At 42.6% G+C, this 17,133-nt stretch carries 15 protein-coding genes; 6 read left to right on the forward strand and 9 right to left on the reverse strand.

What is annotated here, in order from left to right:
- Positions 1–143: 143 nt before the first annotated feature.
- On the reverse strand, positions 144–1,424 hold the full coding sequence (locus K9J17_02695) for an AMP-binding protein (GenBank protein MCF8275617.1): 1,281 nt from the start codon (positions 1,422–1,424) through the stop codon (positions 144–146).
- Complete coding sequence (locus K9J17_02700; protein ID MCF8275618.1) at positions 1,415–3,121, reverse strand: C45 family peptidase; 1,707 nt, start codon at positions 3,119–3,121, stop codon at positions 1,415–1,417. Before K9J17_02700 ends, K9J17_02695 begins: the two co-directional genes overlap by 10 nt.
- Before the next feature lie 74 nt (positions 3,122–3,195).
- Between K9J17_02700 and fahA the strand changes: the two genes are divergently transcribed.
- Positions 3,196–4,440, forward strand: coding sequence for a fumarylacetoacetase (gene fahA / locus K9J17_02705; GenBank protein MCF8275619.1), 1,245 nt, complete (start codon positions 3,196–3,198; stop codon positions 4,438–4,440).
- 72 nt (positions 4,441–4,512) lie between these two features.
- On the opposite strand, the gene K9J17_02710 is transcribed toward fahA, so the two are convergent.
- Positions 4,513–4,713, reverse strand: coding sequence for a hypothetical protein (locus K9J17_02710; GenBank protein MCF8275620.1), 201 nt, complete (start codon positions 4,711–4,713; stop codon positions 4,513–4,515).
- 198 nt (positions 4,714–4,911) lie between these two features.
- On the opposite strand from K9J17_02710, the gene K9J17_02715 reads away from it, so the two are divergent.
- Genes K9J17_02715 through K9J17_02730 form a run of 4 tightly spaced genes read left to right on the forward strand, consistent with a single transcriptional unit; the run spans position 4,912 to position 10,417 of the window.
- Positions 4,912–7,539, forward strand: coding sequence for an AsmA-like C-terminal region-containing protein (locus K9J17_02715; GenBank protein MCF8275621.1), 2,628 nt, complete (start codon positions 4,912–4,914; stop codon positions 7,537–7,539).
- A gap of 38 nt (positions 7,540–7,577) precedes the next feature.
- Positions 7,578–8,732: a HAMP domain-containing histidine kinase gene (locus K9J17_02720; protein ID MCF8275622.1), complete on the forward strand. Its 1,155-nt coding sequence runs from the start codon at positions 7,578–7,580 to the stop codon at positions 8,730–8,732.
- Complete coding sequence (gene hemW / locus K9J17_02725) at positions 8,732–9,853, forward strand: radical SAM family heme chaperone HemW (protein ID MCF8275623.1); 1,122 nt, start codon at positions 8,732–8,734, stop codon at positions 9,851–9,853. Before K9J17_02720 ends, hemW begins: the two co-directional genes overlap by 1 nt.
- A gap of 21 nt (positions 9,854–9,874) precedes the next feature.
- Complete coding sequence (locus K9J17_02730) at positions 9,875–10,417, forward strand: exosortase/archaeosortase family protein (GenBank protein MCF8275624.1); 543 nt, start codon at positions 9,875–9,877, stop codon at positions 10,415–10,417.
- On the opposite strand, the gene K9J17_02735 is transcribed toward K9J17_02730, so the two are convergent.
- Genes K9J17_02735 through K9J17_02745 form a run of 3 tightly spaced genes read right to left on the reverse strand, consistent with a single transcriptional unit; the run spans position 10,414 to position 11,983 of the window.
- A complete protein-coding gene (locus tag K9J17_02735) occupies positions 10,414–10,752 on the reverse strand; it encodes a LuxR C-terminal-related transcriptional regulator (GenBank protein MCF8275625.1) in 339 nt (112 codons plus the stop codon). The genes K9J17_02730 and K9J17_02735 overlap by 4 nt on opposite strands.
- Positions 10,749–11,291, reverse strand: coding sequence for a hypothetical protein (locus tag K9J17_02740; protein ID MCF8275626.1), 543 nt, complete (start codon positions 11,289–11,291; stop codon positions 10,749–10,751). The genes K9J17_02735 and K9J17_02740 overlap by 4 nt, the downstream gene beginning before the upstream one ends.
- A gap of 32 nt (positions 11,292–11,323) precedes the next feature.
- Positions 11,324–11,983 carry a tetratricopeptide repeat-containing protein gene (locus K9J17_02745; GenBank protein ID MCF8275627.1) on the reverse strand — a complete coding sequence of 220 codons (660 nt, stop codon included), beginning with the start codon at positions 11,981–11,983 and terminating at the stop codon, positions 11,324–11,326.
- 280 nt (positions 11,984–12,263) lie between these two features.
- Here K9J17_02745 and K9J17_02750 point away from each other — a divergent pair, with 280 nt between their 5' ends.
- Entirely contained in the window at positions 12,264–13,769 is a 1,506-nt protein-coding gene (locus K9J17_02750) for a hypothetical protein (protein ID MCF8275628.1), read from the forward strand.
- Between the two features lie 4 nt (positions 13,770–13,773).
- Here K9J17_02750 and K9J17_02755 read toward each other — a convergent pair whose 3' ends face one another.
- From K9J17_02755 to K9J17_02765, 3 genes are all read right to left on the reverse strand, one after another.
- Entirely contained in the window at positions 13,774–15,540 is a 1,767-nt protein-coding gene (locus K9J17_02755; protein ID MCF8275629.1) for a hypothetical protein, read from the reverse strand.
- Complete coding sequence (locus tag K9J17_02760; GenBank protein MCF8275630.1) at positions 15,540–16,295, reverse strand: hypothetical protein; 756 nt, start codon at positions 16,293–16,295, stop codon at positions 15,540–15,542. Before K9J17_02760 ends, K9J17_02755 begins: the two co-directional genes overlap by 1 nt.
- Positions 16,296–16,419: 124 nt before the next feature.
- Positions 16,420–17,121: an SH3 domain-containing protein gene (locus tag K9J17_02765; GenBank protein MCF8275631.1), complete on the reverse strand. Its 702-nt coding sequence runs from the start codon at positions 17,119–17,121 to the stop codon at positions 16,420–16,422.
- Positions 17,122–17,133: the final 12 nt, after the last annotated feature.

A 17,133-nucleotide genomic window follows, 5' to 3' on the forward strand; every position in this document is an offset into this window, starting at 1 on the left:
ATTTAGTGCCGCGTTTTCAGACGGCTTAACAATTACACACAACTATGAGCTATGAGATATTAGATATCAGAAGACTCAAAGGCACAAAAATCAAACACTAAGACACTTATAATCGGCACGTTCAAAGAGTTAACAGAGGTCACCTACCTCCTATCTATAAGAATCTTCGGTTTGCGTTCGTTCTCATCAAACTTCAACACGTTGATTTCTTCGTTGCTGGCTAGGATGAGCCGTGGTTTTACACGAAGTTTGCCGCTCAGCTTTTCAAGCACCTTTGCTTCTGCATTCTCGCCTTTCAGCAAAGCTTTAATCACCACTTCGTCCAAACCAAGTTCATCGCTGTGCAGTTCTACCACAAAATTGGCTACTTCAGCAATAGCGTTCAGCTCATCAATAATGGCATTGGGGTATAGCGATGTGCCTTTGAGCTTCACCATCTGTTGTTTACGCCCAACCACCGGACCTAATCGGGGCGTATTGCGTCCGCAGCTACATGGTTCATCGTAATAATGGCAGATATCGCCCGTTCGGAATCGCAGTAAAGGCGTGCCTTCTACACCCAAAGGCGTTACCACCACTTCTCCCCGCTCTCCATTTTTCACCTGAATGCCATCTTCGTCCAGCACTTCAGCAAACATCAATTCGGGTTGGATGTGCGCGCCATTTCCTGCTTTGCATTCGGTAAAGGCCGTGGCCATTTCGGTGCTAGCATAGGTCGAAAACAGTTGCACATTCCATTGTTCTGTAATGCGCAGTGCGAGGTAATTAGGTTGCAGGTTCTCATCGCGCACGGCTTCGCCAATACACACGATCTTCTTCACGCTGGTCTTGTTTGGGTCGATGCCATTAGCCAATGCATAGCTAATGAGACGTGGAATGAAACTCGGCACAGCAACCAACACGGTAGGATTGAATCGCATGATACTCTCCCATTGCAATTGCAACGCTCCTGGGCCCGAACGCACCATCCGTGCTCCAAGCTCGTTGGCTCCAAGGAAATACGCCAATCCTGCCATAAAACGTTTATCAATGGTGGTGAGCAATTGAAAGGTGTCGTCACTGGTGCAGCCTGCCAATTTGTAAGAACCCGCTTCATTTACACCCAATCTGTGAAGATCTTTTTGCGTCAGATAAACCGCCACCGAACCGCCTAACGTACCTGACGTGGTTACGATATCGCGGATATCTCCCATTGGCACACAAAGAAAATCCTCGTTGCGACTGGCAATATCATCCTTCTCCGTAAACGGGAAATTCTGAATATCAGAAAGCTCTTCGAGCACGGTTGCTTCTGGCCCTGCCCAAACCAGTTGGTCTTTATAATACCAACTGTTCTTTTTAAGGTAAGCGATGTGTTCATTCAAGGCCTTCAACCAATAATTCTGGCGCGCTAAGGGGCTAGTTTCCAACTGTGCTAGTGGCATGCTGTTAAGTTCTGTTGTATTTTCTTCCGTTCTTGTTCAGAGGCAACCTCCTTACTCAAACTGAGTAAATAGTACTTGCTGGCCTCTTGAAATTTATCTTGTTCAAGGTAAAGATCTCCGAGCATTAAATACGTCACATAACTCTCCGGATTGCTCGCAATGAACTCCGCTTCCAAGGCCTCGTTCCACTCAATATCTTTTCCTAAAGCAATGTTGTCGAATAGCCTATTTTTCAATTCCTTGTAGCGCAGGAAGTGCGTATAATCTTCGGAAGCAAGGAAATTGTCGGCAGGAATGGTGAGGGAATCGCTAGAGATATCAGATATCAGATATGAGATGTCAGATTGAGGTCTGTTGTCTGTCGTCTGTCGCCTGACGTCTGACCGAAAGATTTTCTTGAGGTCGTAGCAAACAAACTCCCCCAATTGAAATGGATTTGTGCTGATCCACAGCACACGCTTCTCTGGTTGAAACACAATACCATGATGTGCCAACAATTGATTGATTGCCTTTGGGTTTCCCATTCCCAATTCTGCATCGTTCAACCCTTTCTGGTTTCGGAGAATATCTACAGATTCCCTTGGATCGATGGGGAAATTGGCTTCCAATAGTTGATTCAAACGCTTGAAACGATACTCCGAATCCGAATTGCGCATATTCTGGATATTGACGGAATCATTCTTAAAAGTCTCACTCTGGTAATGATTGGTGCAAGTCAATCGACTGTCATTCGGTCTGTATATATCAATGCGGTCTGGCGATTTCTCGATGATGGCGGCCGCATGATCATCGGCTGAAGCAATAAGCAATGATTCCGAAACAAAGGTTTCCCTCGATTTGGCGATAGCATAAGCTTCATCAATCGTTCGAGCATATTGAAGAATTTCCCTCGCTAAGAGCGAAATAGGCGTTTTTGCACCATTCGGGATCTCACTTTTGGCAGCATTCAGCGTCACAGTCAATCCGTGCTCATTCATCCCAGAAACCACCCCCATGAAACCGGCCCAAGTGATGCTGGCGAAAGCATAACCACTATCAGGTTTTACAAAGAGAATGATCTTGTCCTTCGCAAAATCATCTCCCATGTAGAAATCGAAATTGCGCCCTACAATAAGCGCTGAATCGGCACTGAACTCGTCCCAAACTGCAAAACTACTGCAGCCCACAATACTCAGATCCTGCAAGGCATGACCGATATCATGTGCTGCGTGGTAATTGAGAATACGGCTGTATTTGTCGCCAATGAAATCAAACTCATCGGCAAATGATTTCGAAACGCCATAGATCTCCTGCTGCAATTCTTCAGAAACATGCTCGGGCAAGTTCCGATTGAAGAAAACCACGCCATATTTCAAGGTTTTCAAAAACCATTCGGATGGAATAAGCTTCCGTATCTGCGCCACGAAGCTTTCCTCTTGAGATACGACCTGTGCCTTGGCTAGGATTCCTAAGGTAAGTCCTCGCTCATAAGCGCTTCCTTCCACATAGGCTTCCCAAAGTCCATTCTCATTCTGCCAATACCAACTGCCATTCAAGCTGCGAACGCCATTTTCGGTCGTCACTTGGCTTTCACCTATGGCAAGTTCCGGTACCGATGGCGGATCCAAAGCCAAGGAATAATAGAACAACTGAAGCCCAAGCCATGCCACAATAAGCACGATCAGCAGTCCAATTCCTATGTTTCGAAGTGTCCTCATCTTGCGCGAACGAAGTTAAGATTTGCCATCTGTTTCAACTGGTTACTTTTGCCTTCAAATTGAAGACAAGCAAGATGAAGAGTTGGATTGAGATAACCGAAGACAGTGATTTTAGTTTAGACAACATTCCTTTCGGAGTTTATGGTAACGGTGGAAAACCGAAAGCAGCCACACGAATAGGCGACTCGGTAATTGACCTAGATGTATTGCTCAAGGCTGGGCTTTTTGCTGGTTTGAATCTTCCTGAAGACGTATTTGAACAGCAAGTTCTAAACGATTTCATCGAACTTGGAAAACCAACTACTAACGCCACAAGAAAGCGCATTCAGGAACTGTTTGCAGCAGATAATGGCGAATTGCGCGACAATGCTGCGCTTTGCGTAGATGCCATTCTGAATATTCAGGATGTAAAGATGCACATGCCAGTGCGTGTAGGCGATTACACCGATTTCTACAGCAGCAGAGAGCACGCCACGAATGTTGGAACAATGTTTCGTGACCCTGCAAATGCCTTATTACCAAACTGGTTGCATATTCCGGTGGGTTACCACGGCAGAGCTTCATCAATTGTTATCAGCGGCACGCCCATTCATCGTCCAAAAGGACAGACAAAGGCCGATGATGCTGAACTACCAACTTTCGGACCTACCCGCCTACTCGATTTTGAACTGGAGATGGCGTTTATCGTTGGAAAAGGGAATGCTATTGGAACAACAGTTCCTGTGGAAGAAGCCGAAGACCACATTTTCGGCATGGTGGTTTTTAACGATTGGAGCGCGCGCGATATTCAAAAGTGGGAATACGTTCCATTGGGACCATTCTTGGCAAAGAATTTCGGGTCGTCCATTTCTCCTTGGATTGTGACGATGGAAGCTTTGGAACCATTCCGCTCGGCCAGTCCAAAACAGGAACCGAATGTTCTTCCATATCTGGAAATGAAAAAAGACCACAATTTCAACATCAATCTGGAAGCCATCATCGAAACACCAGAAGGCGTTTCAAAAACCGTGAGCCATTCCAATTTCAAATACATGTATTGGAGCATGGCGCAGCAATTGGCGCATCATACCGTCAATGGTTGCAACATGAACGTGGGCGATATGTGTGCTTCAGGAACAATCTCTGGCCCAACGCCTGATAGTTACGGCTCCATGCTCGAGATCACTTGGCGAGGCTCAAAACCTGTGGCCATGCCCGATGGAACGGAACGAAAGTTCATTCAGGATGGCGATTCGGTAATTATGAAGGCATTCTGCGAAAAAGACGGTAAACGTGTTGGCTTTGGCGAAGTAAGAACAAAGGTTCTTCCTGCCAACTAATTCAATTGGAAATCTTTACCAATAAAAAAGGCCGAGCGAATGCTCGGCCTTTTGTTTTAAAGTTGATGCTTCTTAGTGAGCAGCTTCTTCAGTAACTTCTTCAACTGCAACAGTGTCAGCAGGAGCTTCTTCAACAACTGTTTCCTCAACAACTGTTTCTTCAACAACAGTCTCCTCTACAGGAGCCTCTTCTTGAGCTGGTGATGAACATGCAACAAAAGATGCACAGAAAATAGCAACTAGTGCGTTGCTGAAAAATGTAGATTTCTTCATTATTAAATGAGTTTGGTTTATGAGGGCACAAACGTAGTAAAAACTCAACGATCTGTTATAATTTGTTAATAAATACGACCTATTTGGTGACAAAATCATCATTTTATATCGGACAGCGTTGTTAACAGCCTCACTTGAATACTTCTTTCTCCCCGTTGCCGTTAGGGCACGCGTAGCTTATACATTTGTCTACATTACATGGTCTGGATAAAACGGATTGTATCTATTCTCCTTCTGCTGTTGCTGATTTCCGCAGCAACCATTGGATTCATTACATGGCGCTACGCGGACGAGATCAAAGCCTACGCACTTGACGCCCTTCGCTCGTCCATTGTAACTGATATATCATTCAACGAAGAAGTAGTCTTGTCCTTGTGGAAGGATTTCCCGCTTATTGCTGTAGAGATATCTGACATCCAAATTGAAGACGCGTTCAAAACGGATACGCTCCTAAAAGTTGACAAAGCCTTTGTTCAGTTCGACATCATCAAGATAATCCAGAACCAGTTTACCATTGAAGGAATCAGAGTGACAGATGGATTTCTTCGGTTACGGAGAAATGACCACGACAAGTGGAATTTCCGCGTGTGGAAGGAGAAGGAAGATGATGGCGCGCCAAGCAAGACCGACTTCAGCATAGAAATTCTGACGCTTGAGAATATTCATTTGGATTATGACGACCGCATGGTTGACCTGAACATTCAATTCCTCTCCGAAAAATCTAAGCTAAAAGGGCGTTTTACAGACGAAAACACACGTTTGGGGTTGAGTATCAAAGGCTTCATGGAACGTCTTAGCACCACTGGAGGAGATCGGATTATAGACCTTTCTCTTAGCTTGGCAGGTGTGCTCAATATCAATTCTAAGGAAAGCATCTACACCATCGAAATGGGAAATGCCATTTTAGCTGGAAACGAAATGGTGCTTGACGCTGAATGGACAAGAATTGCCGAAGGCACCAACATGGAAATGGAAGTCCATGCGGGCAACATCGAACCTTTTGCCTTGTTGCCACATATTTGGCCACAAATGCCCGAAAACATCCAAAAACTGAAACTAGAAGGTAGAGCAGATCTTATCTTCTCACTGAATGGTCCGTTTACAAAAACCAGAGGCCCGCAATTGGATGCAACCATCAGAATGCGTGATGGTGGATTGGTTTTTCAGGAAACGAATGTTTCGGAACTCAATTTCGAAGGCAAGCTGTTTATGAAAGACATTAAAAGCTCCAAGGCAATGGAAATCACGTTCGATTCCTTCGACCTTAGAACGCCTCAGGGAAAAGTGAATGGAAAAGGAAAGCTAACTGATCTTTCCAATCCTTATTTGCGCCTTAGTAGCACCGGAACTTCCAGATTGGAAGAGATTCTGACCGTGGCTCACGTGAATGAAGAAATGGCCGGTACTGGAGATGTTTCGTGGTCCATTGATTTTGAAGGACCATTAGGCCCCGATTTTAACACAACAGTGAATGAATTGAAACAGATGCGTTGGTCTGGCAGTTTGAATCTTTCCAACACCGAAATGCGCTTCAATGCGAACATTCCGACCATTCAAAACCTGAATGCGAAGATCCAAATGCAATCAGGCAAGACCTCCATCCAAGATTGCTCGGGCAAGATCGGGCATCTTGAATTTGATGGGAACGTTGATATTGCCCAACTGACGGACATTTTGACCGATCCGAATTCGAAAATTGCGCTGACTGGAGAAATTCATATCGTAGAATTAGATATCCAACAACTTCCAAAGGAATGGCATTTCGAATCTGATTCTGATGCTGAAAAAGCCAATTCGCGACCTGTTTCGTTCAAGGTTAAAACAGCCATAGACCGAATTGTTTACAACAACTTCAGTGCTACTTCCATTTCAGGAAATCTAGCCATGGAAAATGAGCTCCTTCTGGTGAATGAATTACATTTTAAAGCATTGGATGGTAACATATTAACAGACCTCACATATAGCCCTACATCCAATGGATACGTTCTCGGAATTGCCTCCGAACTTCGGAATATTGACATGACCAGAACACTTGCAGAATGGGATGATTTTGGTCAAAAAGGAATCACTTCCAAAAATCTGAAAGGACGTGCGTCTGCCAAATTGGAAGCACAGATTTTCATGGACAAGGATTTCCAAATTCTGAAAGACAAGCTTAAGGTTGAAACGGACATGGAGATCAGCGGTGGTGAACTCATAAAATTTGAGCCGCTTTTAGCGCTTTCCAAATTCATAAGCGTAGACGAATTGAATGACGTTAAATTCGATACCCTACGTAATCAGTTGAGCATTCACGATGGGAAACTTTATATCCCAAAAATGTCTGTTTCGAGCAGTATTCTGAACGTTCAGGTATTTGGCGAGCACGGATTTGATCAAGAAATGGATTATCACGTTAACCTGCTATTGAACGATCTGCTGCGCAGAAAAGCCAAGAAAAAGGAAATGTTTGATGGACATGAAATTGTGGATGAACGTGGAAAAACACGCTTGTTCCTTTGGGTTAGAGGCAAACCTGGCGATATTAAAGTTGGGTTCGATAAGAAGGAAGTGCGCCAGAAACTGAAAGAAGATTTCAAGCAGGAAGGTCAAACATTGAAGCAATTATTCAAGGAAGAGTTCGGTGGCGCGTCTTCAACCAAGAGCGAACCCGAAGCCGTGCAATTTCAATTGGAAGAAGAACCAACGCAACCCGCAACGAAGGGTGCTCCTGAAAAAGAAAAAACCGAACAAACAGACAAGCCTAAAAAGAAGAAGGGCTTCTTCTCTACCGAAAAGGAAGAAACTGAAACAGAAGGCAAATTTGAGATTGAATTCGACCCTTAAAAACTACATTTACACGTATTGAAAATCCGTTTACGAACGTGAATATCTATTCTCAAAAACAACGCTGGAAACAACTACTGATCGTGCTAGCGCTATGCATTGGTGCAGGCTCGCTGCTTTATACCAATCAGCTTGCAGACCGACTTGCCAACCAAGAGCGGCTAAAGGTTGAACTATGGGCAAAAGGCACCAAGTTTCTAGCTACTTCTACAGATCAGAACACAGATCTGAGCTTTGTGTTTGAGGTGGTGAAATCAAACACAACCATTCCTTTAATCTTAACCGATGGCGATAACAACATCATTTCCATCAGGAATTTTGATGAAGATCGAAGTCAAGACCCAATATATCAAAAGCAGCAATTAGAAAGGATCTTAAACCTCAACGAAGCAATAGAAATTGAGCTTTATGGAGGCACTAAGAATTTGATTCATTACGATAATTCCGACCTTTATTATCAACTCAAATATTACCCGTACGTCAGTTTAGGAATCATCTCCATCTTCATTCTCGTAGCCTACTTCGCCTTCAGTTTTGCGCGCAAAGCAGAGCAAGATCAAGTTTGGGTTGGAATGGCCAAAGAGACGGCACACCAACTCGGAACTCCGCTTTCATCACTCATTGCATGGATTGAATATCTGCGTTTGAAAAATGTTGATTCAGCCACGTTGGATGATATGAAAAAGGACGTGTCGAGATTGGAAACGATCACAGAACGCTTCTCAAAGATCGGTTCGGTACCTGACCTTGTTCCCGCAAATATTGCCGATGTGCTGACAGAAAGCATGGATTACATGCAAACGCGGAGTTCCAAAAAAGTGCATTTCACCTTGAATATTGACGATGTGAAGAACGTTGAAGTGCCGATGAATATTCCGCTGTTTGCTTGGGTAATTGAAAACCTTTGCCGAAATGCCATTGATGCCATGGAAGGTGCTGGAGCAATTGATCTTGTTGCCAGCGTTTCAGGCTCAAAAGTGATCATCGATGTTTCGGACACAGGAAAAGGAATTGCACGTTCGAAATTTGAAACCGTCTTTCAGCCGGGATATACAAGTAAGAAACGCGGCTGGGGTCTCGGACTTTCGCTTACCAAACGAATTGTAGAGCAATATCACAGCGGTAAAATTGTGGTCAGTAAATCCGAATTGGGCAAAGGAACAACCTTTAGAATCACCCTGAATAAAGCCTGATGGCGGGCATTTATATTCACATTCCCTTTTGCAGGAGGGCTTGCCATTACTGCGATTTCCACTTCACAACTAACCTTTCCAATGCAGATCAGCTGGTGGCTGCAATTGTGAAGGAAATAGAGATTCAAAAGAATTACCTCTACGGTGAGACCATTTCGACCATCTATTTTGGTGGTGGCACTCCTTCCCTACTTCCAACCAAGCAGATTGAACGCATCATCCAAACAATCGGTACGTTTCATTCAGTTGAAAACGATCTTGAATTGACCTTGGAAGCCAATCCCGAAGATCTTTCTCTCGAAAAATTGAAAGATCTGAAATCTATTGGAATCAACCGATTGAGCTTGGGAACACAATCATTTATCGATGCAGAGCTGAAATGGATGAATCGAATGCACACAGCCGAACAGGCAATTGAATGCATTAAGGTGGCCCAACAAATTGGATTCGACAACATCAGCATTGATCTGATTTTTGGTCTCCCAAGCCAATCGGTCAAAGACTGGAACTTCAATCTGGCAACAGCTTTGAGTTTGAATGTTCAGCATATTTCAAGTTATGGGCTTACTATTGAAGCTAAGACTGTACTCGGAAATCGCGTGAAGAAAGGAACGCAAGAAGCACCAGACGATGAAGTTGCAGCTGAATTCTTCAGAATGAATATGGAGTTTTTTCCAAGCAACGGATTTGAGCATTACGAGATCAGCAATTTTGCCAAGGAAGGTTTCATTTCACGCCATAATTCATCGTATTGGAGAGGCGTTCCATATTTAGGTTTAGGTCCGTCTGCTCACTCATTCAACGGTACCTCAAGGCAATGGAATGTACGCAGTAATGCAGCTTATCTGAATTCAATTTCTACTGAAAAGACCTTCTTCAAAACCGAAGAATTGTCTGAGATCGATCGATTGAATGAACAGATCATGATCGGACTTCGGACCAAATGGGGCGTTGAAAAGGCCAAGATGGAACAGATTCGATCTGACAGTTGGAAAATCCTTGTTTCTGAGGTCGCGAGGCAAGAACCTGAAAATTATATTGTGGATGAATCCACAATTAGACTTTCTGAAATCGGCAAACTGTTTTCCGACAAGCTTACTTCAGATCTTTTCTTCGATTAACAAATTTACCTTTGGGCAGCTATGGAATTTCTGAAGAACAATAAAGAGGTACTACTGTTTTTGGGCAAGCTTTCTGCCTTGTGTGCTTTTTATTTCCTGTGGTTCAGCCCCAATGTTTGGCAACTACCAGTAATAAGTACGCTCTACGGTTATTACATCCACTACACGCTTCTCTATCTTATAGAACCAAGTGTTTGGATCCTTCGATTGTTAGGGTATGGTGCTGATGTAATCAACCTCAGGAATATCGACCTGCATGATCTTACCTACAATATTCATATCAGAAATTTCTGCCTTGGAACAGATATGATGTTTTCCCTCGCTGCACTTATCGTTTCTTTTCCTGGAAAATGGCTTGATCGCTTCTGGTTCATTCCGCTTGGATTGATTGGCATACAGATTATAAATATTGCGCGAATTGTCGGGTTGTGCATTTCTCTCATCCTATTGAAAAACGGAAACTTTGTGGACCACCACGATGTCTTTAATGTAGTTGCCGTCATTTTCATCTTTTTCATGTTCACCTTATGGGTAAAGCGATATGAAAAAGAACCTGCTTGTTAAAGCAGGTTCTCGTTGATAGCTACGCGAACCAGTTCTGCGAAATTTCCACATCGGGAACGGTTCAGCATATTCTTTCGGTGGTTGGTAACTGTATGGTTGCTTAGAAAAAGTTTCTCTGCAATTTCCCTCGATGAGCACCCGAACGAAATCAATTGTAGGATTTCAATTTCACGTTCAGAGAGCACAGAGGCCGTTTTACCGTAGTTGGTTGCAGGTAACTTGATGATCACTGTAGAACCTGTTTCTCTGCTGATGCGTAATGAACGAATCCATTCTTTGTGGCGCATGTCCAGAATATCTTCTGGAGAAGGCCTTTTTGTTCGAGGGTCTCTCATGGCTTTCTACTTGCCATCATTGAACTTGAACCCACTTCGCTGCTCCGTGCCAATTGAACCTGTTGTGCACTTATCTTCTCGATGACGGAGCGTTTGTGCTGGATGGATGCCAATGGAATACAGCTCATGTAGTTCCTGTATGCATCGATCGACTTTTTAGCAGCTCCAGTGTGAGCGTAAGATTCTGCCAGCAAGTACCAGACATTGGCCGGAGAAGTCTCGTCATTCACATCTCCATAAGCGTGGTAGAAATTGTACTTCTTAGAAGCTTCCTCAAGCAGACGAACCGTTTTTCCCCCGAAGTTTCCCTCTTTGATCCTACTCATGGCAAGCAGATATTGAACTTGCCCATGTGTGCGGTCTGATTCATTCAGTTGTGTTAGCAACGGAGTGGCTTCGGCATAGTTTCCATTCAAAATGGCCGCAAATGCCTGGTTGAATACTTGTTCGAATTTGTATTGGCTCATTTGCGCAATAGCTGAGTACGAACTGGTGATGCTGATGATTACAGCTACAGAGATTTTCATTATCGTTTTCATGGTGTTTGTTTTTATTGTTTGTTAAAACTTGATTATTGGTTCAGTACTACATTCTCTGGTAAAACTTCTGCTGAATTCTCTATTGTGGCAGCTTTGCACTTTTCCATATTCCGATGGATCATGGCGTAAGTTCTGCTACCGTTGTCAGCTCCATTGTTGATGGTTGCGAGGTATTGTTCGTAGTATCGAGCTGCTTTGGCGAAATCCTGAAGGTTTTCATAAGCCTTGGCCAAATGATACACTGATTCGATCGGAGCGCGTTTCTCATCCAGATCCCAGCTTTCGAAATCAACGGCTGCGTGCTTGGCTGCTTTGTTCAGGTAGAAAACCGCCTTTTCCGATGCATCCTGCCCATAGAGATAGCACATTCCAAGCATGTGGTTCACGTTGGCATTTTCTTCCGAGTTTGCTCGCACTTCAAGTAACTTGGCCGCTGCCTTGTCGAAATCCAGTCTATCCATATCCAGCATCGCTTGTCTTAGCATGATCCGATACTTTAATGGATCAGGTTGTGCCGATGCTACTATCGATACACTTAGCGTTATCAGCATGAACAGCACGATGATCGCATTCATGGTTCGGTCAGAGATGCCATCGTCATCACCGATCTTTGGTCGTGGAGATTCCTCTACTGTTGTTTGAGTGGCCTTAAGGCTTACACTCCATTTTTCATTTTCTTTTAAGGTTTTCATGATTAAGAGTTTTTGAGTGTTTCAGTTGTTTGACTTGTGGTACCTGTGTTTTGAATTCGAGGTCAAACATACCGGGGCGGCAAGCCCTGCTCCTAACCAACTTTTTTCAGGTTTTAGGAATTCTGAGCCTGTTGTTTGTCGAAATAGCCTTTTTCAGTCATTGAATCAAACGACTGATTATCAATTGATTAATCACTTTGGAATAGCTAAAAACAACTAGTGAACGTTAGGAATTGAGAAGCCCAACGAAAGCCGTATTTTGCAGGTAAATTCTTTGATAATGGCGGCCCAAGACGAGCTTTTTCTGTTGATCCAATCCCTTTCTCCTTCCGAGAAACGATACTTCAAGGTAAATGCATCAAAGGGTGGTGATGCCAAAAGCAACTACATGCAGTTGTTTGAAGCCATGGATGAACAGAAAGAAGAATACGATGAAGAACTTCTGAAGAAGAAGCACGGAAAGAAACCATTCGTCAAATACCTATCAGCAGAAAAGAAGCATCTGCGCGAGCAGATCATGAAGCAGATGCGGGCGTTCAATTCTAACAGAACGGTAGACAATCGAATAAACGAATTGCTGCAAGATGAAATGTTCTACCGTGATAAGGGATTGAACGATCTGCGAGAAAAGGCACTAGCAAAAGCAAAGGAGCTGGCCACTGATTTTGAGAGATTCCATTTTTTACAAGAAATATTGGAACGCCAAACCAACTTCGTGGAAGAGTTTGAGCAGAAAATCTTGACTGAGCCAGTGATTGGATTGCTGACGGAGTTAAAGCAACTATCCATTACGCAATCCACATATATTGATCTATGGGGCAAGAACAAAGAGATTTTCTCGAACTATCGATCAGGAGCCGATATAAAAGACCCAATGGTCATTCATCGGATGAAGACCTTGGTTGCCGAAGTTGAATTATTAAGAGGCAGGCTAGGTACATCCTTTCGTTTAAACAGAGCTTTTCAGATTGCTTACTCGAACTATTATTTCGTATTCAACGAAACAGAAAGGAACTACGAGCATTTAAACGCTGAATATCAACTTTTTCAGGATCATCCTAGATTTAAAGAAGAGTTAGCTATCAATTATAAAATCTGTTTGGCCAACTTGATCGGAAGAGCTCACTCAGCTGGAAAGCTTGATGTTTTTCTAAAAGGTATTGCTGAGCTTAAAAGCCTACCAACGGCTTCTTTCAATGAAGAAGGTGAAGTTTTTCAAAACGTCTATTTTTCAGAACATTTGCATTATATAAACAATGGAGATTTTGAAAAGGCAGAGGATTTGGTACCTGATATTGAGGAAGGTTTGGTGAAGTATGAAAGCAAGATCAACAAGGCCCGATTACTTTCCTTTCAATTCAACATAATGATCATGTATTTCATCATGCATCGATTCAAAGAAGCTGCAGTTTGGGCTGAAAAGGTGTTGGACGACAAGAGCGAGATCAAGCAGGGAATTCATGTGGTGACCAGAATTCTTCTCCCTATCATTCATTTCGAAATGGGACATCACGACTTGGTAGAAAACCTGACACGATCAGCCTATCGATACCTTCTGTCCAAAAAAAGACTCCACAGCTTCGAAAGATTAATGGTAAATTATTTAAAAGATATGCCGCTTAGTGCTGATTCAGAAGAATTCACCAAAAAACTGAAGGCATTTGACCTAAAACTACAAGCCATCTTTGATGACCCTAATGAGTCCGTGACATATGGAATGGAGGAACTTCGATTATGGATACTTAGTCACTTGGGCAACAAACGAATGAGCTCATTGGTCAAATGAGAGCCTAGTTCTTCCTCGAGAATACATTCACGTTGCAGTGTAATCCAGCTAATCTTTTAAAATCAGTAGACTTAATGAACGTTAATTTAATTCCTTGTTTTGAAAGCTGCCTTTTTACTATCGTCAAAGACTTGCCATATTTGGTTTCTTTCCGAAGCAATATGTTTCCAGCCGCAGAATAATCGGGCAAATAGCAGTGAATACCTGATTTGTAGCTTTCTACCAATCCATTTGCGAATGATGCAATCGTCTCAAGCTCGGAATTGTCATCTTTTATCACCAAGGGCATTGGAACTGTAATTGCTTCTAATTGAACACCTAATTTGGATATAAGATCTTGCTGTAATTTTCTAAAACAAGTGTCTGTAAATAAAACCAAAGAGTCAACCACGGTAACATACATTGCCTGTTTTGATCGAGAATTTACACCCTTCAAATTCTGGAATTCGATATTTGGTTTCGCTAAAAGGCAATGATAAACGTTTGAATCATTAAATCTCGTGCCTAACAACATCATTGATAAATCAAGATGATACATAGGCGCATGGCCACGATAAGAAGCGATGGTGCTGGAGTCAATCGTGTAAGAATGAAATCTCGCACGCTTTTCCTCAAGCCCAAACCACAATATGGTTTTCGTTCCGTTTGACAATACGTACTCTAAACTCTGTGTCACCTTAAGTTCAATCTCCTTTTTAGTCAATTTGTTCCAATTAATTCCGAACTGAGTTAATCTCTCCCTAACTGAGGTACTCGCTGTGTCCAAATAGCGCATCTCCAATTCGTCTCGACCAATTATTATGAACCTGTCAGCAATAATCATGCTTCCTCCCTGTATGTCGCATTGCGGAAGCATCATGGGACCAGTATGACAAACGCATCGAGCCATACTTCCAGCGGCCTGAATCGGAGAGTTTCTATCCGTAAGGAGGTCATTCCTAATAGCGAAACTTTTCAATCCACTTGCTGTGGATGGCTCCAATGCGTAATAGTAATCTTGAATCCAAGAAGCAGTTAACCAATTTTCAATATTTGCAACACACGTTGGATCAGAAGCACAGTATCTGGTCACGTTTGAAAAAACTGGTGGACACTCATTCCTAGTCCTGAAAACATTGAGATAAACCTCATCTATGGTCTTATTATATTCCAGATATAACTCGACAAGAGAATCAAAAAGATCCTGAACAATTTTGTCCTGGTTGGAAAGCCAATTTTCAAGTTTAACATCTCCAGTATATTCTAACGAGCTCAATCTCCTGATTCGTTCATCCAGAAAATAATGTGATTCAGGAAGGAAAGACGCTGTCAAAAGCCTTTTTCGTGCGCCTAAGGAAACAAGTTCGTCCAAGCTGGATTTATCCAAGTTCAATGCTTTTTGCGCACCCAAACTATGAAAAGTGACAGATAGTGAATCTAGTTTATGCTTTAGTTCAGGAGAGTGAGAAAGTGACTGACACCAAGGGCGATTTTGCGCAAGAAAATCATGATTAGTAATTGACGAAACGTTCTCAACCACTGGGATTGCACAGAATTGACCAGCTTCGAGTTTGAGCTTTCTCTTAAGGTTAGTAGGCGGGTTTGGATGTGACAGAGTAGCCCGATACTTCACTAGAAGGTGATCTATTTTTCCGTGGTAGGAATTAAGGACAGTTACAACATCATATTCATCGTTGAACTGACCATGACATTGCAAAGTCATTATTAAAACAAAGGCCATGGAATTGAAAATCCATGGCCTTAGCAAGTTGTTTCTTAAAAACTTTGACATCAATACTTACATGTCCAATGACTAACTCCTAAATCATCTGTTTTCTCTTTTCCAATCTTCAGGTCGTTAACTGTCCCAGAGGTTGCTAAGTATAGAGTTCCAGAGCTAGGACTTCGATCGTTAAAATGAATAAAAAATGAAGAAGAAACTGCTCCTTCTGAACGCGTATACAAATCTGCCAAAACGACTTCCTTAGTTGTCACGCCAGCATTTCTGCCATCTGTTGCTCCAATTAATGCCGGTGAAGATTCACCATGACCGAATAAATCCTTAGTAAAGGAAAGTTTAAAGTCTGAGTATTCGTCAAAATCTTTCTGTTGCGTAACTCGCTTTGGATCTCTTGCCGCAACAGTGCTGATTCTACCAGAATACACCTTTCCTTTTTGCCTAGTTGTAAATATTTCAACACCAGCAAGCTGATGAATATTTGCTTCAAAAACGGGTTTCGAAGTACCACTATTGTCATAAACCTCAAAAATCGCAGTTGCAAAAGCAGGCCAAGTGTGTTTTTCAATTCGGAGACATATGTTGTATTTACTTATATCTGCCATTTCAAGAGATTTAGCCTTTTCTCCACTCTCAACTTCTGGCATACTATCAATCACAGCAAGTCTAATTTGATTCAAAATGGAATCCTTTATAGCACCTTGTTGAATATAGCTATCTTGACACTCCTTTAATTTTCCGGCATCTCCACATCCCGCCATTCCGCCAACTAGAACAACAGCGATAAATAATTTCATTAACGATTTCATAGGTCAAATAGATTTTCAGGTTAGTCTCCCAATATTACCTATTCATCTATAAAAACACAATACCCAAGTGATAAAATGACTGAAAAAGGCTATCGATTTTACGATAGGATAACATTCAGCTACTTCAGTTGCTCAATTGGTAGCTAGTGATGGTGAGTTCGGTGAGTTCCTCCGATAAAGAACGAACGTTGATGGTTCCTTCAGCATTACTGATGCGCGTTAACTGACCATCCTTTCCTTTCACAAAACGCAATCCATCCAATAAACTGGCTTGTTTACTCATTTTGAGTAAAGCTTCCAGCAGTACATATGTCTGTGGAACGGAAATGGGCAACAATAACTTAGATGTTCTTCGGTCGTTTTGCTTCTCCAATTCAAGCTCTATTCCAGCGTCAAACTTCTGTAAGCTGTAGAATAAGGTATCTCCACTTCTACTCTTCTCTGTAGCCGTAATGGTTTCTCCTTCCTGATGCAGCGTTGATGCACAATAAACAGGAAGCAATTCGGTAAGCGAGCCAGTTTCTGAGACTTGGGTAGGCGCAGGTAACTCATTAAGATAACCTCCGAAAATATATCCTTCTCTACCTCTGAAGCTGACCTTAAACCAATGGTCCTTTATCCATCCCAATTGAAGGTCGATGTTTGTCCGTTCTAGTATTTCGACCTGCTTGCCAAACGGAACTTTTGTTACCACGCGGGCATTGGCATCGGGTTGCGAACGCATGTTCAGACCGTTTACGGCCATCACGTTCAAATACTTAGGTGTGTTTTGCGCCATCGCGTTCATACCGATGGCCGAAATGAGAATTACCAGTAGCTTTTTCATGACTTTCAGATT

This window comes from Flavobacteriales bacterium (assembly GCA_021739695.1).
GTDB lineage: Bacteria > Bacteroidota > Bacteroidia > UBA10329 > UBA10329 > UBA10329.